This window comes from Trichocoleus sp. FACHB-591 (assembly GCF_014695845.1).
Lineage (GTDB): Bacteria > Cyanobacteriota > Cyanobacteriia > FACHB-46 > FACHB-46 > Trichocoleus.
The window spans coordinates 1-16,623 of sequence record NZ_JACJPA010000061.1 but is presented as its reverse complement, the minus strand read 5'-3'; the positions used below and the strand labels follow the sequence as shown (position 1 = coordinate 16,623).

At 48.6% G+C, this 16,623-nt stretch carries 13 protein-coding genes and 1 pseudogene; 8 read left to right on the top strand and 6 right to left on the bottom strand.

The genetic code is table 11. The features are described 5' to 3' along the window. The first annotated feature begins 185 nt into the window (after nt 1–185). Entirely contained in the window at nt 186–3,191 is a 3,006-nt protein-coding gene (locus H6F90_RS11825; RefSeq protein ID WP_190552669.1) for a plasmid replication protein, CyRepA1 family, read from the top strand. A gap of 124 nt (nt 3,192–3,315) precedes the next feature. On the opposite strand, the gene H6F90_RS11820 is transcribed toward H6F90_RS11825, so the two are convergent. Next, nucleotides 3,316–4,536 carry a hypothetical protein gene (locus H6F90_RS11820; RefSeq protein ID WP_190552668.1) on the bottom strand — a complete coding sequence of 407 codons (1,221 nt, stop codon included), beginning with the start codon at nt 4,534–4,536 and terminating at the stop codon, nt 3,316–3,318. Between the two features lie 551 nt (nt 4,537–5,087). Here H6F90_RS11820 and H6F90_RS11815 point away from each other — a divergent pair. Beyond that, entirely contained in the window at nt 5,088–7,112 is a 2,025-nt protein-coding gene (locus H6F90_RS11815) for a site-specific integrase (RefSeq protein WP_190552667.1), read from the top strand. A 29-nt stretch (nt 7,113–7,141) separates the two neighbouring features. On the opposite strand, the gene H6F90_RS11810 is transcribed toward H6F90_RS11815, so the two are convergent. Continuing rightward, a complete protein-coding gene (locus H6F90_RS11810; protein WP_370588002.1) occupies nt 7,142–8,341 on the bottom strand; it encodes a tyrosine-type recombinase/integrase in 1,200 nt (399 codons plus the stop codon). 102 nt (nt 8,342–8,443) lie between these two features. On the opposite strand from H6F90_RS11810, the gene H6F90_RS11805 reads away from it, so the two are divergent. After that, nucleotides 8,444–8,806: a hypothetical protein gene (locus tag H6F90_RS11805; RefSeq protein WP_190552666.1), complete on the top strand. Its 363-nt coding sequence runs from the start codon at nt 8,444–8,446 to the stop codon at nt 8,804–8,806. A 67-nt stretch (nt 8,807–8,873) separates the two neighbouring features. Here the strand turns inward: H6F90_RS11805 and H6F90_RS11800 are convergent, their stop codons facing one another. After that, entirely contained in the window at nt 8,874–9,728 is an 855-nt protein-coding gene (locus H6F90_RS11800; protein ID WP_190552665.1) for an RNA polymerase sigma factor, read from the bottom strand. A gap of 4 nt (nt 9,729–9,732) precedes the next feature. After that, the gene (locus H6F90_RS11795) at nt 9,733–10,209 is read right to left on the bottom strand and encodes a peptidoglycan-binding protein (protein WP_190552664.1); all 477 of its coding nucleotides are present in this window, start codon (nt 10,207–10,209) and stop codon (nt 9,733–9,735) included. A 241-nt stretch (nt 10,210–10,450) separates the two neighbouring features. On the opposite strand from H6F90_RS11795, the gene H6F90_RS11790 reads away from it, so the two are divergent. The 3 genes from H6F90_RS11790 to H6F90_RS11780 all read left to right on the top strand — a co-directional run bounded on the left by H6F90_RS11790 (nt 10,451) and on the right by H6F90_RS11780 (nt 12,706). Continuing rightward, entirely contained in the window at nt 10,451–11,029 is a 579-nt protein-coding gene (locus tag H6F90_RS11790) for a hypothetical protein (protein WP_190552663.1), read from the top strand. A 52-nt stretch (nt 11,030–11,081) separates the two neighbouring features. After that, a complete protein-coding gene (locus tag H6F90_RS11785) occupies nt 11,082–11,330 on the top strand; it encodes an NfeD family protein (protein ID WP_190552662.1) in 249 nt (82 codons plus the stop codon). 101 nt (nt 11,331–11,431) lie between these two features. After that, entirely contained in the window at nt 11,432–12,706 is a 1,275-nt protein-coding gene (locus H6F90_RS11780) for a glycosyltransferase (protein WP_190552661.1), read from the top strand. A 39-nt stretch (nt 12,707–12,745) separates the two neighbouring features. Here H6F90_RS11780 and H6F90_RS11775 read toward each other — a convergent pair whose 3' ends face one another. Then, nucleotides 12,746–13,183 carry a hypothetical protein gene (locus H6F90_RS11775; protein ID WP_242024433.1) on the bottom strand — a complete coding sequence of 146 codons (438 nt, stop codon included), beginning with the start codon at nt 13,181–13,183 and terminating at the stop codon, nt 12,746–12,748. Nucleotides 13,184–13,857: 674 nt separating this feature from the next. On the opposite strand from H6F90_RS11775, the gene H6F90_RS11770 reads away from it, so the two are divergent. Further along, nucleotides 13,858–15,948, top strand: a complete 2,091-nt coding sequence (locus tag H6F90_RS11770; RefSeq protein WP_190552660.1) for an endonuclease — start codon at nt 13,858–13,860, stop codon at nt 15,946–15,948. Nucleotides 15,949–16,134: 186 nt separating this feature from the next. Here the strand turns inward: H6F90_RS11770 and H6F90_RS31125 are convergent, their stop codons facing one another. Beyond that, a complete protein-coding gene (locus H6F90_RS31125) occupies nt 16,135–16,260 on the bottom strand; it encodes a hypothetical protein (RefSeq protein WP_255524991.1) in 126 nt (41 codons plus the stop codon). 138 nt (nt 16,261–16,398) lie between these two features. Here H6F90_RS31125 and H6F90_RS11765 point away from each other — a divergent pair. Continuing rightward, a pseudogene (locus tag H6F90_RS11765) lies at nt 16,399–16,623 on the top strand (hypothetical protein); the annotation flags it as partial.

The following is a 16,623-nucleotide window of genomic DNA, read 5'->3' as shown; positions in this document are numbered from 1 at the left end:
GGCGGCTGCAGTTAGGTCGCCCACATCGTTATGCGCCTATATTAACTCGATTTGTCACGGAATTCAATTGGAATTTACATAAATTCCGCTTTGAAATTTCAGCAGCTTCAGCCACAGTTAGGATTGTGGTCCCTATAGCGCATAACTCTCTATCCCTTACTTAGTAAGGATTAGGGAGCTTTATCGTGAATATTCAAGTTTTGCTGAGGACTCATCTTGGGGAAGCACCTCAGGATGTAGATTCAGCTCATATCCAACCCCCCCATTGGCAAGAGTGGCTCAAGAGTGGGGTTGACTCCGAACTGATTGCCAGAAGCATCAAAAGTCTGGATGGGGAGACCCCTTACGACTATCTTTGTTACTCTGCACAGTTAGAACGCACTAACTCCGGACGGCTCGTCACGCGGCTGATGCGTCAGTACGCTCATGTCGAGTTTGGCGGTTGGTGGTGTAATGGCCTGGACCCACTGGATGATTGGCAACCGATGCTCTGGGGTTGCTTCAAACCCAACCGGCCCCGCATCGACTTAGAGAAGTCTAAGGTCATTAAGTACGAGCATCCGCCGAAGCTGCCGACTCGCGCTTTCTTCCTCAACCTGACTCCGCACCTGTGGCTGGAAATCGCAACTCGCTATGGAGTCACTGCCACTGAAGTAGAGAGTCCGAGAGAGACCCAAGCTGTTGAATCTGAAACCGCCTCAGGGTTTTGGCAGTGGGTGCTAGAGGATCCTGCCATCCCAATCATTCTGGTCGAAGGAGCCAAAAAAGCGGCTTGTTTACTTAGCAACGGCTACGTGGCGATCGCTTTGCCTGGCATCTTCAACGGTCGGCGCGTCCAGCGCAATGAAGCCGGTAAAGTCTGGGCCGAGTCCTTGATCCCAGAGCTAGCTCTATTTGCCGTCCCCGGTCGCCGCTTTTACTTCTGCTTCGACCACGACCGCAAACCCCAAACCATCAAAAACGTCAACCTGGCCATCCTCAAAACTGGCAAGTTGCTGGAGCAGCAAGGCTGCGAGGTACAAGTCATCTGCTTGCCGGGACCTGAGAAAGGAGTTGATGACTTTATCGTCAGCCAAGGTGCTGAGGCGTTTCAAACCCTTTACTCCCAAGCCGCCTCCCTGAGCCACTGGCAGTGGGTGCAGCAACAGCGGCAAAAGATTACTTACTCTCCCAGCTTAGTTCTCAATGCTCCTGACTTGTCCCAACTTCAGTTCCCGGCCCTCACACCTTCTGATGCCAGTCCTGCCCGTCAACTTAACCCCGCTGGCATCCTGGCTATCTGCTCCAGCAAAGGTACAGGAAAAACTAAGCTGATGGCACAACTCGTGGCTGATTCTCCCAAAGTCTTGCTCCTAACCCACCGCCGTTGCCTAGGGCGATCGCTGGCTGAACGCATGGGGCTCACCTGGAAAAGTGATGCGGATAAAGCCAATGGACAGTGGATTGATGCTCAGGGAGAACGGACGACTCAGCGCTTAGGGCTCTGTGTCGATTCACTGCTTTCCATTGACCCCAACCAATTTATCGGCTGTGACCTTGTGATTGATGAAGTCTGCCAAGTTTTGACGCATCTATTAACATCAAATACCTGCCGCAAAGATGGCAAACGTCCCGCTCTCCTAGCTCGATTACACTGGCTGATGCGCGTGGCTCATCGAGTTGTGGTGGCCGACGCCGACCTGAATGACTCCACTCTGAAGTACCTGCAACAACTCCGAGGGGAGGACAGTGGCGTGAACTTGATTTACAACCATTACCAACCGCAAGGCTATCCGGTGCAGTTTCTGCATTGCCCTAACGATTCTGCCATCACAGCTCAACTACTAGAGGATATTCAGGCAGGTAAAACTGTGCTGCTACAAACCGACTCCAAGGACTACGCTGATGCGATCGCCGCCATGCTCCCCCCTGAGAAGCGCCGCATCAAAATTACCAGTGATACCTCTGGGAATGAAGAAGCGGTTGAATTTGTTCGCCATATTAACGAGCAGGCTCCTCACTACGATGTGGTGATTGCCACGCCCTCGATGGCGACTGGAGTGAGTATTGAAATCGCTCACTTTGCTGTTGTCTATGGCGTCTTCTTCGGAACGATTCCAGATGCAGATGCGGCTCAAGCCCTCAGTCGCGTCCGTGCTCCCATTCCGCGCGTCGTTTGGTGTGCTGCCCAAGGCAAGAACTTCTCTGAGGTGGACCGCAGCGAGTACCCTTGGCAAATCAAGCGATCGCTGAAGACGAAGTTTGACCAAGAAGCGGCCTTGATTCGCTCCAGTTTACATCCCGACTTGATTCCGGTTCTAGCTGCTGAAGTCGATTGGGAGCAGAACCCCCATCTGCATTTGTGGGCGGATATTACTGCTAGCCTCAATCGAGCCATGTGGCACTTACGGGATCAGTTGCAAGCCCGACTGCTCTATGAAGGTAATACCGTAGAAGCGATCGCAGCAGAGCCGATGCAACCGATCAAGCAACGAGTGCAGGAAGCTAAACAGCACAATCGTGCCCTGGAGTATCAAGCGATTTCTACCGCCCCCGCATTAAGCACCACAGAGCGACTAGCTCTAGAAGCGAAAGAAGTCTTGAGCCTGGAAGAAAAACGCGCTCTAGAGAAGACACGACTAGCTGACTTTTATGCCGTTCCTTTAGAAGCGGTCACCCTAGAATTAGTCGCCTTTGATGAGCGAGGTAAACGCCGGGGTCAGATTGCCCGCTTAGAGATGCTCCTTTACCCAGTCCTGGCTGCTCAGAAAACGACTGAAGCGATCGCCAAGCAGAGTGTGTGGAAGCAGGGGTTGTGGATACCTGACTTACCGACTGCAGAAGGGGAACGAGTAGCTCGGGTGCTACTGGGATTACTCCCGTTTTTAGTCCCTGGTCAGGAATGGACGAATGAAGACTTAGAACCCCTAGGCGCGATCGCTCGTGGCTATGCTCAGGATGTGAAGCGCTGGTTAGGGTTCAAAATCCCCGACGACCCTGAGCAGGGTAATAATCTCTGGATCTTCCGACGCCTTTTATTACAGCTCGGCATTCAAACTGCCGCTCGCCGCCAAGGCAGAAACCAAAAGCGCTCGGTGTGGATTGTCGCAGAAGCTTGGGAAACGGTGCAGCAAATATTAGATCGACGGCACCTTCAACGAGAGTTAGCTCATCTCTCAATCTCTCACGTTGTAACCCCTTCTAATTACTAAATCAATAGCAAATGGTTACAACCCAAGGTTATAAACTTCAACTTTCTGTGCTCTAACTCATCACCCGAATTACAAGTCTCCTCTCAAAGCTTTCAGCGATTTTTCTCGTTATTAGCTAACCAGTTTATTGAGGGGGCTTAAGCCAAATTCTATGGTGGTGCAAAGGGCTTGGCAGTTGAACAATTGACCATCCAGGAGCTTGAACAGCAAAGAGGGAAGGACTTTTTATCCAAAGATCGAAAGCAGACTGATTAATGTGGAACAAATCTATGAACTGCTTGACCGTCAACAGGTTTTCAATTTCTACAATTGTTCGAGGGGGTAAAAGCACATCTTTATTCTCTGGGTATATAGCCCAACGATTCCTCTTATCTCTTTGAGTCTTCCACTCGGGATAGATGCTACTTAACTCACCTCGACGGACTCTTTCACCTAAGGAATCCTCAGACATTCGTGCTGCATCTGCAAACTCTTTAAGCGACATTGCACCTTCGGGAGGTAGTGCAGTTTCCTCATCACATCGGTATATAAACCACTTAGGAGATTTAAGACCAGTCAAGCGAGCTTTCCAATCTGGAAATCTTTCACTAAGACGTCCCTGATGAACCAGTGAAGTGATGGGCGTGGTGGAAATCCCCATTCGTTTAGCGAACTGTCGAATAGTTAAAATTTCTAGCTCATTCCCTAGTCGATAAAAAAATGCTTTTGGTCCATGAAGACAAAATGACCACCCAGGAAACTGTTCTGTAAAAGTTTGGGAGCCTCGTCTCACCATAAGCCTCACACCCGATTCTGATAGCCCTTGCAGCCGTGCAAATTGGCTTGCAGTGAGATTGTCATTTGGTATTGGCTCCTCTTCTTGTTCGCCAATATCTTCAATCCGTCCATACCAGCGGGTAATACAGGATGAATAACTGGCCTTAAGTTCTAAGAAGTCCCATCCAGGAAAACGTCGCCGAAACCAAATATGTCCCCGACGAGCATATGCAGCTAAAGTTTCAATACCAGAATTGATCTGATGGAGAGCAGCAAACTCGTGGGGCGTTATAACTTCAGGACAAGGCGACTTCCATATAGAAGGATGAATATATCCGGAAAATGTATAGATACGTCTAAAGGGTTGTTTCTTACTCCCCACTTCTTCAAAGTCGCAGCCTTCGCCGAATCGTTTCTTAAAAGCCTCAATTCCTTGTTTAGCAGCTCTATTGACTGCGCTTAGACGAACTCCTGCAAGTTCAGCAAACTCAGCTGTAGTGAGTCCTGTTCTGAAACATGGAACCTCTAATTTTGCTTTGATGAGTGCAGCTTGCCACTCAGGAGTCCATCCATCAGGCTTATCGAGCATAAATAAAACCAACCCTTATTTAGAAATTCTAAAACTAATTTATCTAGACGGGCTAAGGCTTTGATGACTCTTATACCTAAATTTAGAATTTAATTATATATAGTACTATTCGATAAATTCTTTAGAAGTTCTTACAGAATAAGCTTTCTGGCCTTTACTTATGTAAAAATTCGTTCAAAGCTTGGGCCGTATAACCCGGACAAAATTGCTAAAGCTATATAAAGCTTGCATTGAACACAAAGCAGTAAAGCCTTTGAGTAATCAATGAAATGCTTTCCTAGCCTGACTTTCAGTGATAGCTAGCATTTTCCCACCAAAGTTCATTCATTTGAATGCTGAATTTTCAAATGGTTGGCTTAAAAATGCTTGAAGGCACAGGCAAAGACTGCAAGTTTAATGCCTTGTGGGCGTACTACTGGAGTTTTAGCGTCCCAATAATTTAGGCTTGCCAAGCATCTTGTTGGGATGCAACCGATATTGCAACCAAAGATTTTTCAGTTTAGAGCTAATAACCATTTAACTTGTAAACCTAATAACTTACAACCAAGAAAATGCAAACTATATTAGGCTCTCTTCAGTACTTTGAAAAAGAACTAGGCGAGCAAGGTGAACAACAATTCCGTGAATTAATGTCAGCTATCCGAAAGTTCCTGTTACCAGGGTGGGGCTTTCCGTCAGCTCCTATACGCTCAACAGCTAAAGATATTGAAAATGCAAAATATGCTTTGGCGAATTTACCAATTGAAAAAATGTTTGATTGGAGGAAAGCTATAGAGCATGGATTTGACATTGCCCAAAAAGATTCTAAGCAACGCTCTGTGCCTCGCTCTCATATTAATAAGTTTGTGCAGTGGTGTTTTAAAAAAAGTATCTTAGTTGATCCTGACACTATTCAGCAAGTCCACAAAATTGCACCTAAAAGTAAGAGTGTGCCAAGAAGCCTTAGGACTAGGAGAAGCCCTGTTGATCTCAGCCGTTATCGATTACTTGAACGAGAGTTTACGATTCAGCTTTCAAAGGAAATTCAGGAATATCAACAGTATTTGCAAGCAAACTTTTATCAAAAACGTCGTGCAAAAGCTGTTCGGGAAGAAACTGTAACGAATCGATTACAAGTCATTCGTGCCATTCTTGGATGGTTACATTTTCATTGTGATGTTCCCAGGGACAAGCTTTCATTAGATTTAGTAATCCGCAGAACTGAATTACAAGGGTTTGAGGCTAATGCCGCTGCTGAAGAATTTCGTGACTATTTTGTTGGTTTTGCTCAATTTCTGCGAGAACGTGGTAATCAATATGGAACTATTTGTGGATACTTAGCTGGATTAACTCGATTAGCACAGTTCCAATATTTAGGTAAATATAGCGACAGGCATGGCAATGACATTCCTGTAATGCAGGTAATTCGAGAGCTTATTGAATATTATGATGATCTAGCGGAAGACGAACTAGAACCAATTCCAATAGAAAATAAATGGCTTGACCTGCCAGAAATTATTCAAAAGGTTACTTTACCGCTGTTTGCCTGTACAGAGTCAAAAACAGGATTTGAGAATTTACGCACCCAAAATTCCATAGCAAGTAGCTTTCAAGATGCCACCCTGTGGGGTTTTATGTCGCTCATGCCACCACGTCGCTCTGGAGAATGGCGCACTGGTAAAGTTGCAATGAGCTGTTCTCTTGACGAAAAACCGCCCGATCTGAGAGACGGTGAGTGGATCTGGCCATTGCCTAAAGAACGTTGGAACAAGAACGAAATCAAATACAGTTACCTTACACGCCAGATTGTGTATCAAGATCCAGCTACTCTAGAGCGATTTGGAGCCTATCTAGGTACAGTTCCCCCTACTGATCGATACTTAGAAAGAGTTGCATTATGGTTCAAGGATACTCCTAGTCAAGCGGCTAAGAGCGGTGAGTCTCATAAATATCAACGCATTGTTGTGCTGGACCGAGGAGTGTACCAGGGTAAGCGCTTTTACGATTTCATCGAAGCTTATCTAATGGGTTACTGGCGAGATCATTACGGCAACTGGCTAAGCGTAGGCCAAACAATGGAACAGCCAAGTAAGAATTTCAAGTTTTATGAACTTCGCTCATCCATTGCCAAAGATCCTCAAACGATTGAGCAAGAAAGAGACCTTTGCATTCTTAAACAACAGCCAGGTTATCTGTTTGTGGGACGCGAGACAGGTACGGCTTATCGGCAAGGAGATTTTGGTGCTAAATTTGCCCGAGCTGCCTATCGATTCACGGAAAAGTTTATAACCCCCCATTTGCTTCGCTCTATCTATGCGGTTCATATGCTTGATTCAGGCTGTAGTCGAGCAATGCTTGCCTCCTTAGCAACAGCAATGGGTCATAAAATTGAAACGTTAGAGTATATTTACGACAAAAGGAGACCTCAGCAGAAAACCCGAATGATCGAAGTCGAGTTACAAAAAAGGATCGACCGTGTATGTGCAGGTTTACCAGCAGTAGATCCAGCTCAGAGGAACCAAGAAGTAGATTTTGAGGCATTAAAGGCTACGATCCGCCAACTAACATCGGAGCAAAGGCGTTTATTACTGTCCTAGTACTCATTGCTAGTTGGGCTAAATTAAAACTACTCAAGCTCCCCGATCGCCTGCAAGTAAGCTTCAGCAGCAGCCTGCTTGAAGACGCCTTTGGTGTAGCGCTGAAAGACGCGATCGCTCTTAATCCCCATCAACTCCTTGCCGAACAACGGATCAACCCCGCGGCGCGTGACTTCCGTGCCAAACGTATGCCGGAAGCGATGCGGATTCAGTCCCTCCACTCCCGCGATCGCCCCCAACTTCTTCACCATCCGATGTAAGCCCTTGTATCCCAACCGCTTGCCTACGTTCTTCGGGTCTTGGCACAAAAACATGGGGCTCTCCAGCAACGGTTCAAACACACCGCCCCGCTGCTGTCGCCACTCCAGATAAGCCTCTAGATATTGCCTTGCTTCCCGATTCAGGGGAACTTCACTCACATTCTGCCCCTTCGAACGATGCACCTTGAGAATCTTGCTGTTCCAATGCTCCACATTGAGTGCCGAAGCCTCCGATGCTCGTAGCCCATGACTCAACACAGCAATAATGGCGCGATCACGGACCCGAGTTCGCTCATCTAGTTCCAGCGCTGTCCACAATTGACTCAAATCCTCAGTTTCCAAATGATCAGCCTGGGGTTCCTCCTGGCGCTCCAAGTCGATCGCATCTGTCGGAAGGGGTTTGTTCACGGGGTAGCCATTGCTCCGCCTCAACCACTGGTAGAACGACCGCAGTGTATTTAGGGCATGATTCACTGACGCAGGCTTTAACCCCTGGAGTTTCAATTCCCGACGATACTTGCCGATATCGCTTGGTGTCACATCCAGCCAAGATTTGGGACACCAAGCTGCAAATCGTACCAACTGCCCTCGATAAGCCCGCTGGGTATTCTCTGCCTTGCCCGTTTGGCGCAAGAACTCTTCAATCTGCCAGTGGCGCATATCCGGCGGTTCTTCTCGCCAGGGTTCCGCTTCCTTGCCGCCGTCGACCGGCACAATCACGATGGGCAGAACTGGGTCAGAGGAGGAATGCATCAGCGATCGCCTTGCTTGGAGCCAAGCTAGATTTGAAGATAACTTGCAGTTTTTTACACCTATCATGTCGCGCTCCCTAGGAGAGCAACCAATGAATCGGAAGCTCAGGCTAAACCGATGAATAGAGGGGGCGATCGCTTCAATTCTCTCAACATCAGCGGGGATCGTTCTTCTAACCTCAGTCAGTTTTTTGGGGCTAAAGCGTACTAAAGGCACTTACAAAACCACATTCATATATAACTCGATCAGCATGGGTGCTTTCAAGCCATTGCGGGTCGATACCGTGCCCACATCCTTGCTTCAGAAAGGTAGTATGCCATGACCACAAGCCCAATTGTTCGCTACCATAACCAGACTGATCAGGCTCCTGCTGATGAACCATCCACGGTGTTGAAAAGTGTGATTGAAGAAGGTATCCGGCAGTCGAAACAGAGTGCTGACCAATCCCATCTAAGTTTCTTCATTGCCATGCTGATGACCACTTTCGGCACTGTTCTAGGTTTTGGAGGGGCTGCTTTGCTGCTGACTGGCAATGCGTCCGAAGGTTCAGTGACGACCGCAGCGGGACTGGCCTCAGGTGTTTATTCTCATCAACTTTCAAAAGATGCTGCTGAGCGCCAGAAGCAGGCAAATGAGCGTCTAGACCAAATGCTAAGACAGTTACAAATTACTGAATCTTAGAACACCAAAAAAGGGTGAGTACTCAGTGCTACTCACCCTTGCTGACCTGGCTAGTTCTCAAGTTTGGCTAACCTCCTTTCTCTAGATCGAAGTCATCCAATTCGCAGTCCTCAGAGGACTCTAGCTCATCCTCGACAGTCTCTACATTTTGTCGAGCTGCTTCATAAGCTTGACGCAGTCTCTCCAGGGCTCTAAATCCCCTCTGCCGGCTGGCATTGGCATTAATCCTAACGCCTTCAGACTCAGACAGAGATTCACCGATCGCCTGCCAAGATAGTCCCTTCAAGATTCTGGCACACAGGATTTGTCGCTCCTCCTCTGTCAGTTGCTTGAAAGCGAGCCGTAAGGCTTTTCTATCCTCGGCAATGATTAAATCGGAGAGGGCCTCGCCGCCTGGAGTGAGTCCCTCTCCATCGAGTTTGGGATGCTCTAGCCGGTCTTGCTGCCTTCTAAAGTCACGCACGACATTGAAGCAAGTCCCTCTCAGCCAAGCCAGGGGATTTTTGATTACCCCTCCCTGGGCAATCTGCTTGACGCCAATCGCATAGGCTTCAACCACAATGTCTTTCACCTCATACGTACCACTCAGCCGGAACTGATACAGGTGGCGGCTAACACCAGACCAGAAGGACTGTGCATCTGGGTTTTCCATACTGAACAGTGCTTCAACAGTAATATCAAACTTGCGCCGATTCTCGTGTTGCAGGATCTCCAGACACCGAGTCTTCAGCCAAGACATCTGGATCGTAATCACTGAATTCGAGGCTGAGGGGTTTTCACTGGAATGACAAGCGATCGCAATGAGGTCTTCAGGATTATAAGTTCCAACGAGTTGGTGCAATTCCAGGAGTTGCTGGATAAAAGACTCAAACGATTTGAGATCAGGATGTTCCGCGTCAAAGACAAATTTGAATTGGCTCATAGCTTTACCCAGATTGAAGAGCAGCGAACGTATGTTGACCAGGCACTCCGTCTTCTTTGAGCCGCTGCGCCCGTTGAAATTGTCCAACTGCCGCAACTGAGCGCTCCCCTAGAACCCCATCAATCGCTCCGTCATAAAACTTCTGTGCTTGCAGGAGCTGTTGTACTTTCCTCCGGTATTCATGGTCGAGAGTCATCCCCTGTAGATGCTCTCGGAGGCAAGCCTGTTGGTCCTGGTATTCATTGAGCTTGTCATCGCTCAGCAATCCCAGATGCTGACCTAGCCGATAATCCAACTCGTTGATGAGGAAGTTTAGCAAGGGTGACGCTTCAGCCTCTGTGTAAATAGCTGCCATTCGGTCCGCTTCCTCTTCAGTCATCTCGCTCTGTAGTGCCAATCTCTGGTATTCCCCAAGAGTTGCAGCATGTTTTTGACTGGCTTGAATTAGTTGTTCAACCAAGTTATCAATCGAACAGTCCATAGGATCTCCTTCAACGTGTCTCCCCACGGAGTCAACCACAAAGGCAAGGGAAAATGGTTTTTGCTTGCTTTGTCTAATAGTGGCTGCTCATCCCCGGATGTTACAGGCGGCTCAAAAAGATTACATACCGTTACACAGCGCTCCTTTTCTGGCTCGGCTTCTTCAGTAACACAGGCCTTTTACCTGCCACTAAAAGACAAGAAGCAGCAGAAATCGATGAAGCATTTTAAGGAAGAACGTAATGAGCGCAACCAAGCAGCAGCGGCAACAGCGCAGCCAGTGGATGACCCTACCTGCCAACACCAATTGGGCCTCTACCCCTCAATCGATTGCGCTACCTGAGATCAAGTTTGCTGATGAGCATCATCTCTTGGCTCATCTGATTGATTTAGTCGATGAATTAGCTGAAGCTCGTTTGGATTGGATTACCTTGCTGCACGGTGAGTGGAGCATTGATCTATGTAACTTCAACCTGCTTAGCGATGGAAAGCAGGCAGTTTTTCAAAACAAGGAGATTAGAAGAGCCGACGACCTTGTTTCCTTCATTCCTCAATCTCACTACCAACCTGTCATCACCGCCCAACAGATGCACTGGATTTACACCTGCTGTGTGCACATCGTGAAACTGGGCAGGGTGCGCATGGTGATTGACTTTAAGGCCTGTGATTCCCATAAGAACCCAATTATTTTTGCAACCAACCGTCTAGATTGGTCACCCCGGAAGGTTCTACAGCATTGGTTTGAGCGCCGTCCAGCATTTGATTTTAATGAGTTTGACACTCATCGGGGGCTGATTGTAGAAGCTTTTTCTTTGTGCTAAGGCACCAGCTGAACTCATCCACATCGTGATTGACTGCATCAGGAGACTGAAGATGATTAGTATTGTTCAAGCGGTTCTTGCTCTGTTTGCAAAACAAGACCCTGCTGAGTTTCCACACGAGCAGGAAGGAGAGGTCTCGCAAGTAATTGAGCCTGGAAGACTTTGGCGTGTTTCGCACCAAGCCTCCTTCTGGTTTGCTCGCTCCCACAAACGCATCAGCCTCTCTCCGGGCGATCGCGTGCGAGTGACTGAGCGACAAGGTATCGTTCTATTTATCGAACCTCTTGAGACTGAGGAGTGATGCTCAGCTGATTGAGTGCCTTCTTTGGGTCAAAGGAGATAGAAATACTCCTTTCTGGGGGTCGTGCGGACCCAAAGCCTTCACTTATCTGGGTGGGAACTATGACTCATTTTGGCATACTGACCCCTGGCGCAGCGACCGGGCCACTCCACACGATGTTGCCCTTGGGGCAAGAACTTCAGCGGCGGGGACACCGTGTGACCCTGTTTGGCATCCCGGAAGCAGAACCCAAGACACTCGCAGCTGGAGTCGCCTTTTCACCGGTGGGGGCAGCAGAGTTTCCGATGGGTGCAAGTGCAGAGGGGTTGAGCAAGCTCGGACAATTGCAGGGACTTGCTGCCTTGCAATATACGATTCATCTGCTCAACCAACTCTCGATGGTGATGCTGCGGGATGCGCCCGCTGCGATCAAAACAGCGGGGGTCGATGCGCTGCTGGTCAACCAGGGAGTGGTCGAAGGCGGCACGATCGCAGAGCAGCTTCAGCTGCCCTTTGTGACGGTATGTAGTGCGGTCGTGCTCAATGCAGAACCAAGCATTCCCCCCTTTTGCACCCCTTGGCGGTACAGTCCAGCCAGATGGGCTAGGTGGCGCAATCAGCTCGGGTATGCCGTCCTGGAGCGCATTGCTCAACCGATGCGAGATTTGCTGGATGACCATCGTCGGGAGTGGAAATTACCCCGCTACTCGAGTCCGAATCAGGCTTACTCCCCCTTGGCTCAGATCAGTCAAGCCCCAGCTGAGTTTGAATTTCCCCGGCAGGAATTACCCCCCTGGTTCCACTTCACCGGCACTTACCATACCCCAGCTAGCCGGATTGCCGTTCCCTTTCCCCACGACCAGCTGAATGGGAAGCCTTTGATCTATGCGTCGATGGGAACGCTGCAAAATCGCTTGCAATGGGTGTTCGAAACGATTGCTGCCGCCTGTGAAGGGTTAGAGGTTCAGTTAGTCATTTCTCTCGGTGGGTCTGCTAAACCTGAATCTCTACCCGACTTGCCTGGAAAACCGCTCGTGGTGGAGTATGCTCCCCAGCTAGAGCTCCTGCAAAAAGCGGTGCTCATGATTACCCATGCCGGCATGAATACCACCATGGAATGTGTGCAGCAGGGAGTGCCCATGGTCGCCATTCCGGTGGCAAATGATCAGCCAGGAGTTGCAGCCCGGATTGCTTGGACCGGAGCCGGGGAATGTGTGCCGCTGCGCCGGTTAAAGGTTCCCAGATTACGAAACGTGATTCAACAAGTGCTGAGTCAGGACTCTTACAAACAACAGGTATTGAGACTCCAGCAAGCAACGCAGCGCGCTGGGGGTGTTCAGCGTGCGGCTGATATTGTGGAACAGGCAGTTGCTACGGGAAAACCGGTCTTGGCCTAACCTGGCTCAAACTCACCCCCAAATGTGGAGCAGTCCCTACTAGTCAATGTAGTCTCGGAGCATATCCGGCTTTTCTGGCTCATCTGCCATAATGGGGCGATCGCCATCGAGAGAGAATGTCTTGCGAGTTTGGACTTTATCCGCCGCAATCGGTCGTCTGCCGTCTTCGTCAACTACTGCTTTCACATCCAAATGGCTCGGCGTAATAGGGCGGTCGCCATCAATGCCCAGAGTTTCGGTCGACTCTAAGGAACTAGCCACAATCGGACGGCTGCCATCGACTTCAATTGTGGCGAGTACCCGAATGTCATCCGCCACGATGGGGCGATCGCCATCAATGGGCAAAATCCTCTCTACCTGAAGATCACTCTCATCAATCGGACGATTGCCATCGACCTGAAGCATCCTGGCATCTGCTTGATCTGACTCGGAAGGAGTCAGGGCACTGTTATCTGGCATTTTTGGCTGTTTACTCACAATGCAAACTCCTGCTCTTCATCGCAACTCTCCACTTTTAACGCCTCGATTGAGGACTGAACGACTACCTAACGGTTGGTTTTCCAGCAATTTTGATCATTTATTGGGTTAAAGCCGACTGTGATCACCAGTCAGTGGGATTTCAAGTGGTGCATGCCTGAAGGTTGCGATCGCCGAGTTTCCGGTTCCTTGCCACCGGCGAGGGGCACGACCATGATGGGCAAAACGGGATCAATGGGAGATCAAGTCATCGTTACAGAGAAGGTCGAGCAAATCCTGATGAAGATAACTAATAATTTCGGCAGGAAAGCGGTGGCGGGAATACATAGTAGAAGCAGACCATCAAGGCGGCATCCTGCATGCTATCTCTTCCCTCAGGTTAAGTTGATAATACCTTCGTCACTAAACCATTCTTTGCAACACAACCGATTTTCTCACCTGCTGTTTTGAGTTGACCATACCACCCATAAGGGTGCTTTTAAGCCGTTAAAAACTCCTCAAAATGAAATGGTAAGCGAGTTTATGGCTGCTTTAAGTTTCGTATGAAATGTTTTATGAACTCGTGAATGTTGTCCTGAAGGAGAGTAATTGCTCTGAACTAAGAGGGTAAGTAAAGTTACGCTTTTGCTTCCGGGTAACTCCAGTACGGAACTTCTAGTAGTCTTGAGGCAGGTATGAAAGTCGATAAGCGATTGGTCAGGGCAACTGAGCGTCGATTTGCAGAACGCGAACAAATCCGCAAGCGCAATCAGAACAAGATTAAGGCTGGGCTACTTTTACAAGCAGATAGCCCACAGCGGGTTGAAAAGCGACTGGAACGGCTGGGAGTTCCATCGTTTGCAGCAGAAGCTTTAGTTCGAGGCGCACTTGACCCCGCTCCATCAACCACCCGCACTCGCACCGGACTAGACAACTTTGCACTAGAGCGAGTGATCTTAAAAAGCGACTTGATGAGCGTGAACTATCTAGAGTTCGGCATTCAAGCTGCTCGCTCCGTTGGCTGTATTCGGATTCAATCTTCTAATCAAGGCATTGATGGTTATGGTACTGGGTTTTTGGTATCTCCTCAGCTCCTCCTAACCAATCACCATATCTTACCCAGCAGTCGGGTTTCGTCGTTCAGTCAGATTGAATTTAACTACCAGGATGGCCTGGATGGACAACCACTGCGATCGGTAGTTTTCAATTTTGATCCTGACGCTTTCTTTTTGACAGACGATCGCCTCGACTACACACTTGTCGCCATCAGAGACGATCCACGTAATGGCTCTAGTCTCAGTTCGTTTGGCTGGAATCGCCTGATTGAACAGGAAGGCAAGGTGGTGATTGGTGAATATGTCAGCATCATCCAGCACCCTAGCGGCAAGCGGAAACAGTTGGCATTGCGGGAAAACCAACTCGTTGACGTACTCGAAGACTTTCTCCACTACCGAACGGATACCGCTCCAGGTTCATCTGGCTCTCCGGTGTTTAATGACCAGTGGGAAGTTGTTGGCCTGCATCATTCAGGTGTACCAAAGCGAGATTTCCAGGGACGCATTCTCAACATGGACGGCGAAGTGTGGAGCGAAGAGCAGGGTGAGGAACAAGTTGATTGGCTTGCAAATGAGGGAGCGCGAATTAGCCGCATCATCAAGCACGTCAAGCAGCAGAGGCTTTCGATAGAACAAAAACAGTTGAGGAATGAAATGTTAGAGCCAAATTCTAATGAGTCTATCAAGTCAGATAGCACTTCTATCAATCTTTCGCCCAGCAGCAGCAACGGTACGGTGACATGGACAATTCCAATTCAAGTAAGTGTGAGCTTGGGACAACCTACGATCGCTGTCACGGATTCAACAAAAAATAGAAACACCTATAGCGTTGAGCCCGATTCGCAGCCCTCCGATAGCTTGGAAGCAGCCCTAGCTGAGTTTAGAGAAGCTTCTAGACAGCCTTACTATGACGAAGTTGAGGATGAACAAGATCGAGAAAAATACTACGGTGATTTACCAGACCGAGTGGGTTCTCTCAAGCCAGAAGAACTTTATCGTGAACTAAACGACTTACTCACACAGACGCACAAAAATAAGTTGAACTACAGCCCCAAAAGCCAGCTTTATCCCTGGGTTGATTTACACCCAGATCTAAAAATTCGCAGCATCTATTCTGGACAAAAGTTTGAGCCAGAAGATCTGATTCAAGAGGACTTCCGCATCGATCGCCTGCGAACGCTGCGGACTCAGGAACTGAAGCTGAAAGAGTCAATGCTCACTCAAGAGCAATACAGACAGCAGATTAATTTGCTTGAGGCAAGTCTTCCCTACAACTGTGAACACGTGGTTCCACAGTCTTGGTTTAGTAAAAATGAACCAATGCGGGGCGATCTGCATCACCTGTTCGCCTGTGAAGTCGCTTGCAACAGTTTTCGCAGCAACTATCCCTACTTTGATTTCGATGATTTTGAGGAAAGAGACGTTATTCGAGATAACTGTGGAAAGCTCTCAGGGGGCAAGTTTGAGCCAAAGAAAGGCAAGGGAGAAACCACACGAGCAACACTCTACTTCTTACTCCGCTATCCAGGTGCAGTTAACAAGGAAGACAACGAGAAGGAGTATGGTGCAGATCGCCTAGAGACGCTGCTGAAGTGGCACGAATATTTTTCTCCTACAGAATACGAAAAGCACAGGAACGCGGCAATTTTCAAGAAACAAGGCAACCGCAATCCCCTGATCGATTTCCCTGAGTGGGCAGATAAAATCGCCTTTCGTTTAGGGCTTGGCTAGGGTTGGGCTTAGGGTTGAACTAAGCCGTTAACTGTAATGTAGCGATCTGTCGCAGATTGTAAACATGGGAATGTAGGGCTTCTATCCCTGCATTCCCAGTTTACAAGTAAGTTAAGAATTTAGACATGTTGATTCCACCTGATAGCTCCCACCTTTGTCATCTTGAAGAAATACTTCAATCTTTGTTCAACTCTGGCTCCTTGCCGATCGCCGGAGTTCCTTCTCTTTACCACCCTCGATGGGCACGATGACGATTTCCGGGAGGGAACGCTGCACGAACGGTAAAACGGGGTGCTTAGGAAATGAAGTCATCGCCACAAGAAAAGTTGCGTGGATTTTAGATAGAGATAACTTCACTTATCTCTATCTAATTATTCTAAGATTATTATCAGCACGACCAATTTTTTACTGGGCTCGCCATAATAAGGAAGCCTTTCGAACTCAACGCAGATGGGGCGATCGCCAAACGAAACCTGCTGGGCTTGTAGCCTGTTGACGGCAGATGAAGCCCGAAAACTTCACGATGCTGCTGTTGGAGGTGATGGGTGCTGGCAAAATGCTATCTGTCATAGTCGGCGCTCCTATTACCGGAAGGGACGGGCTCAAGGCGTAAGGCGGCGATCGCCGCTTGAGGAAAATGTGGTTCCGGTTCCTGAGGTGCCTTATGTGGTCCTC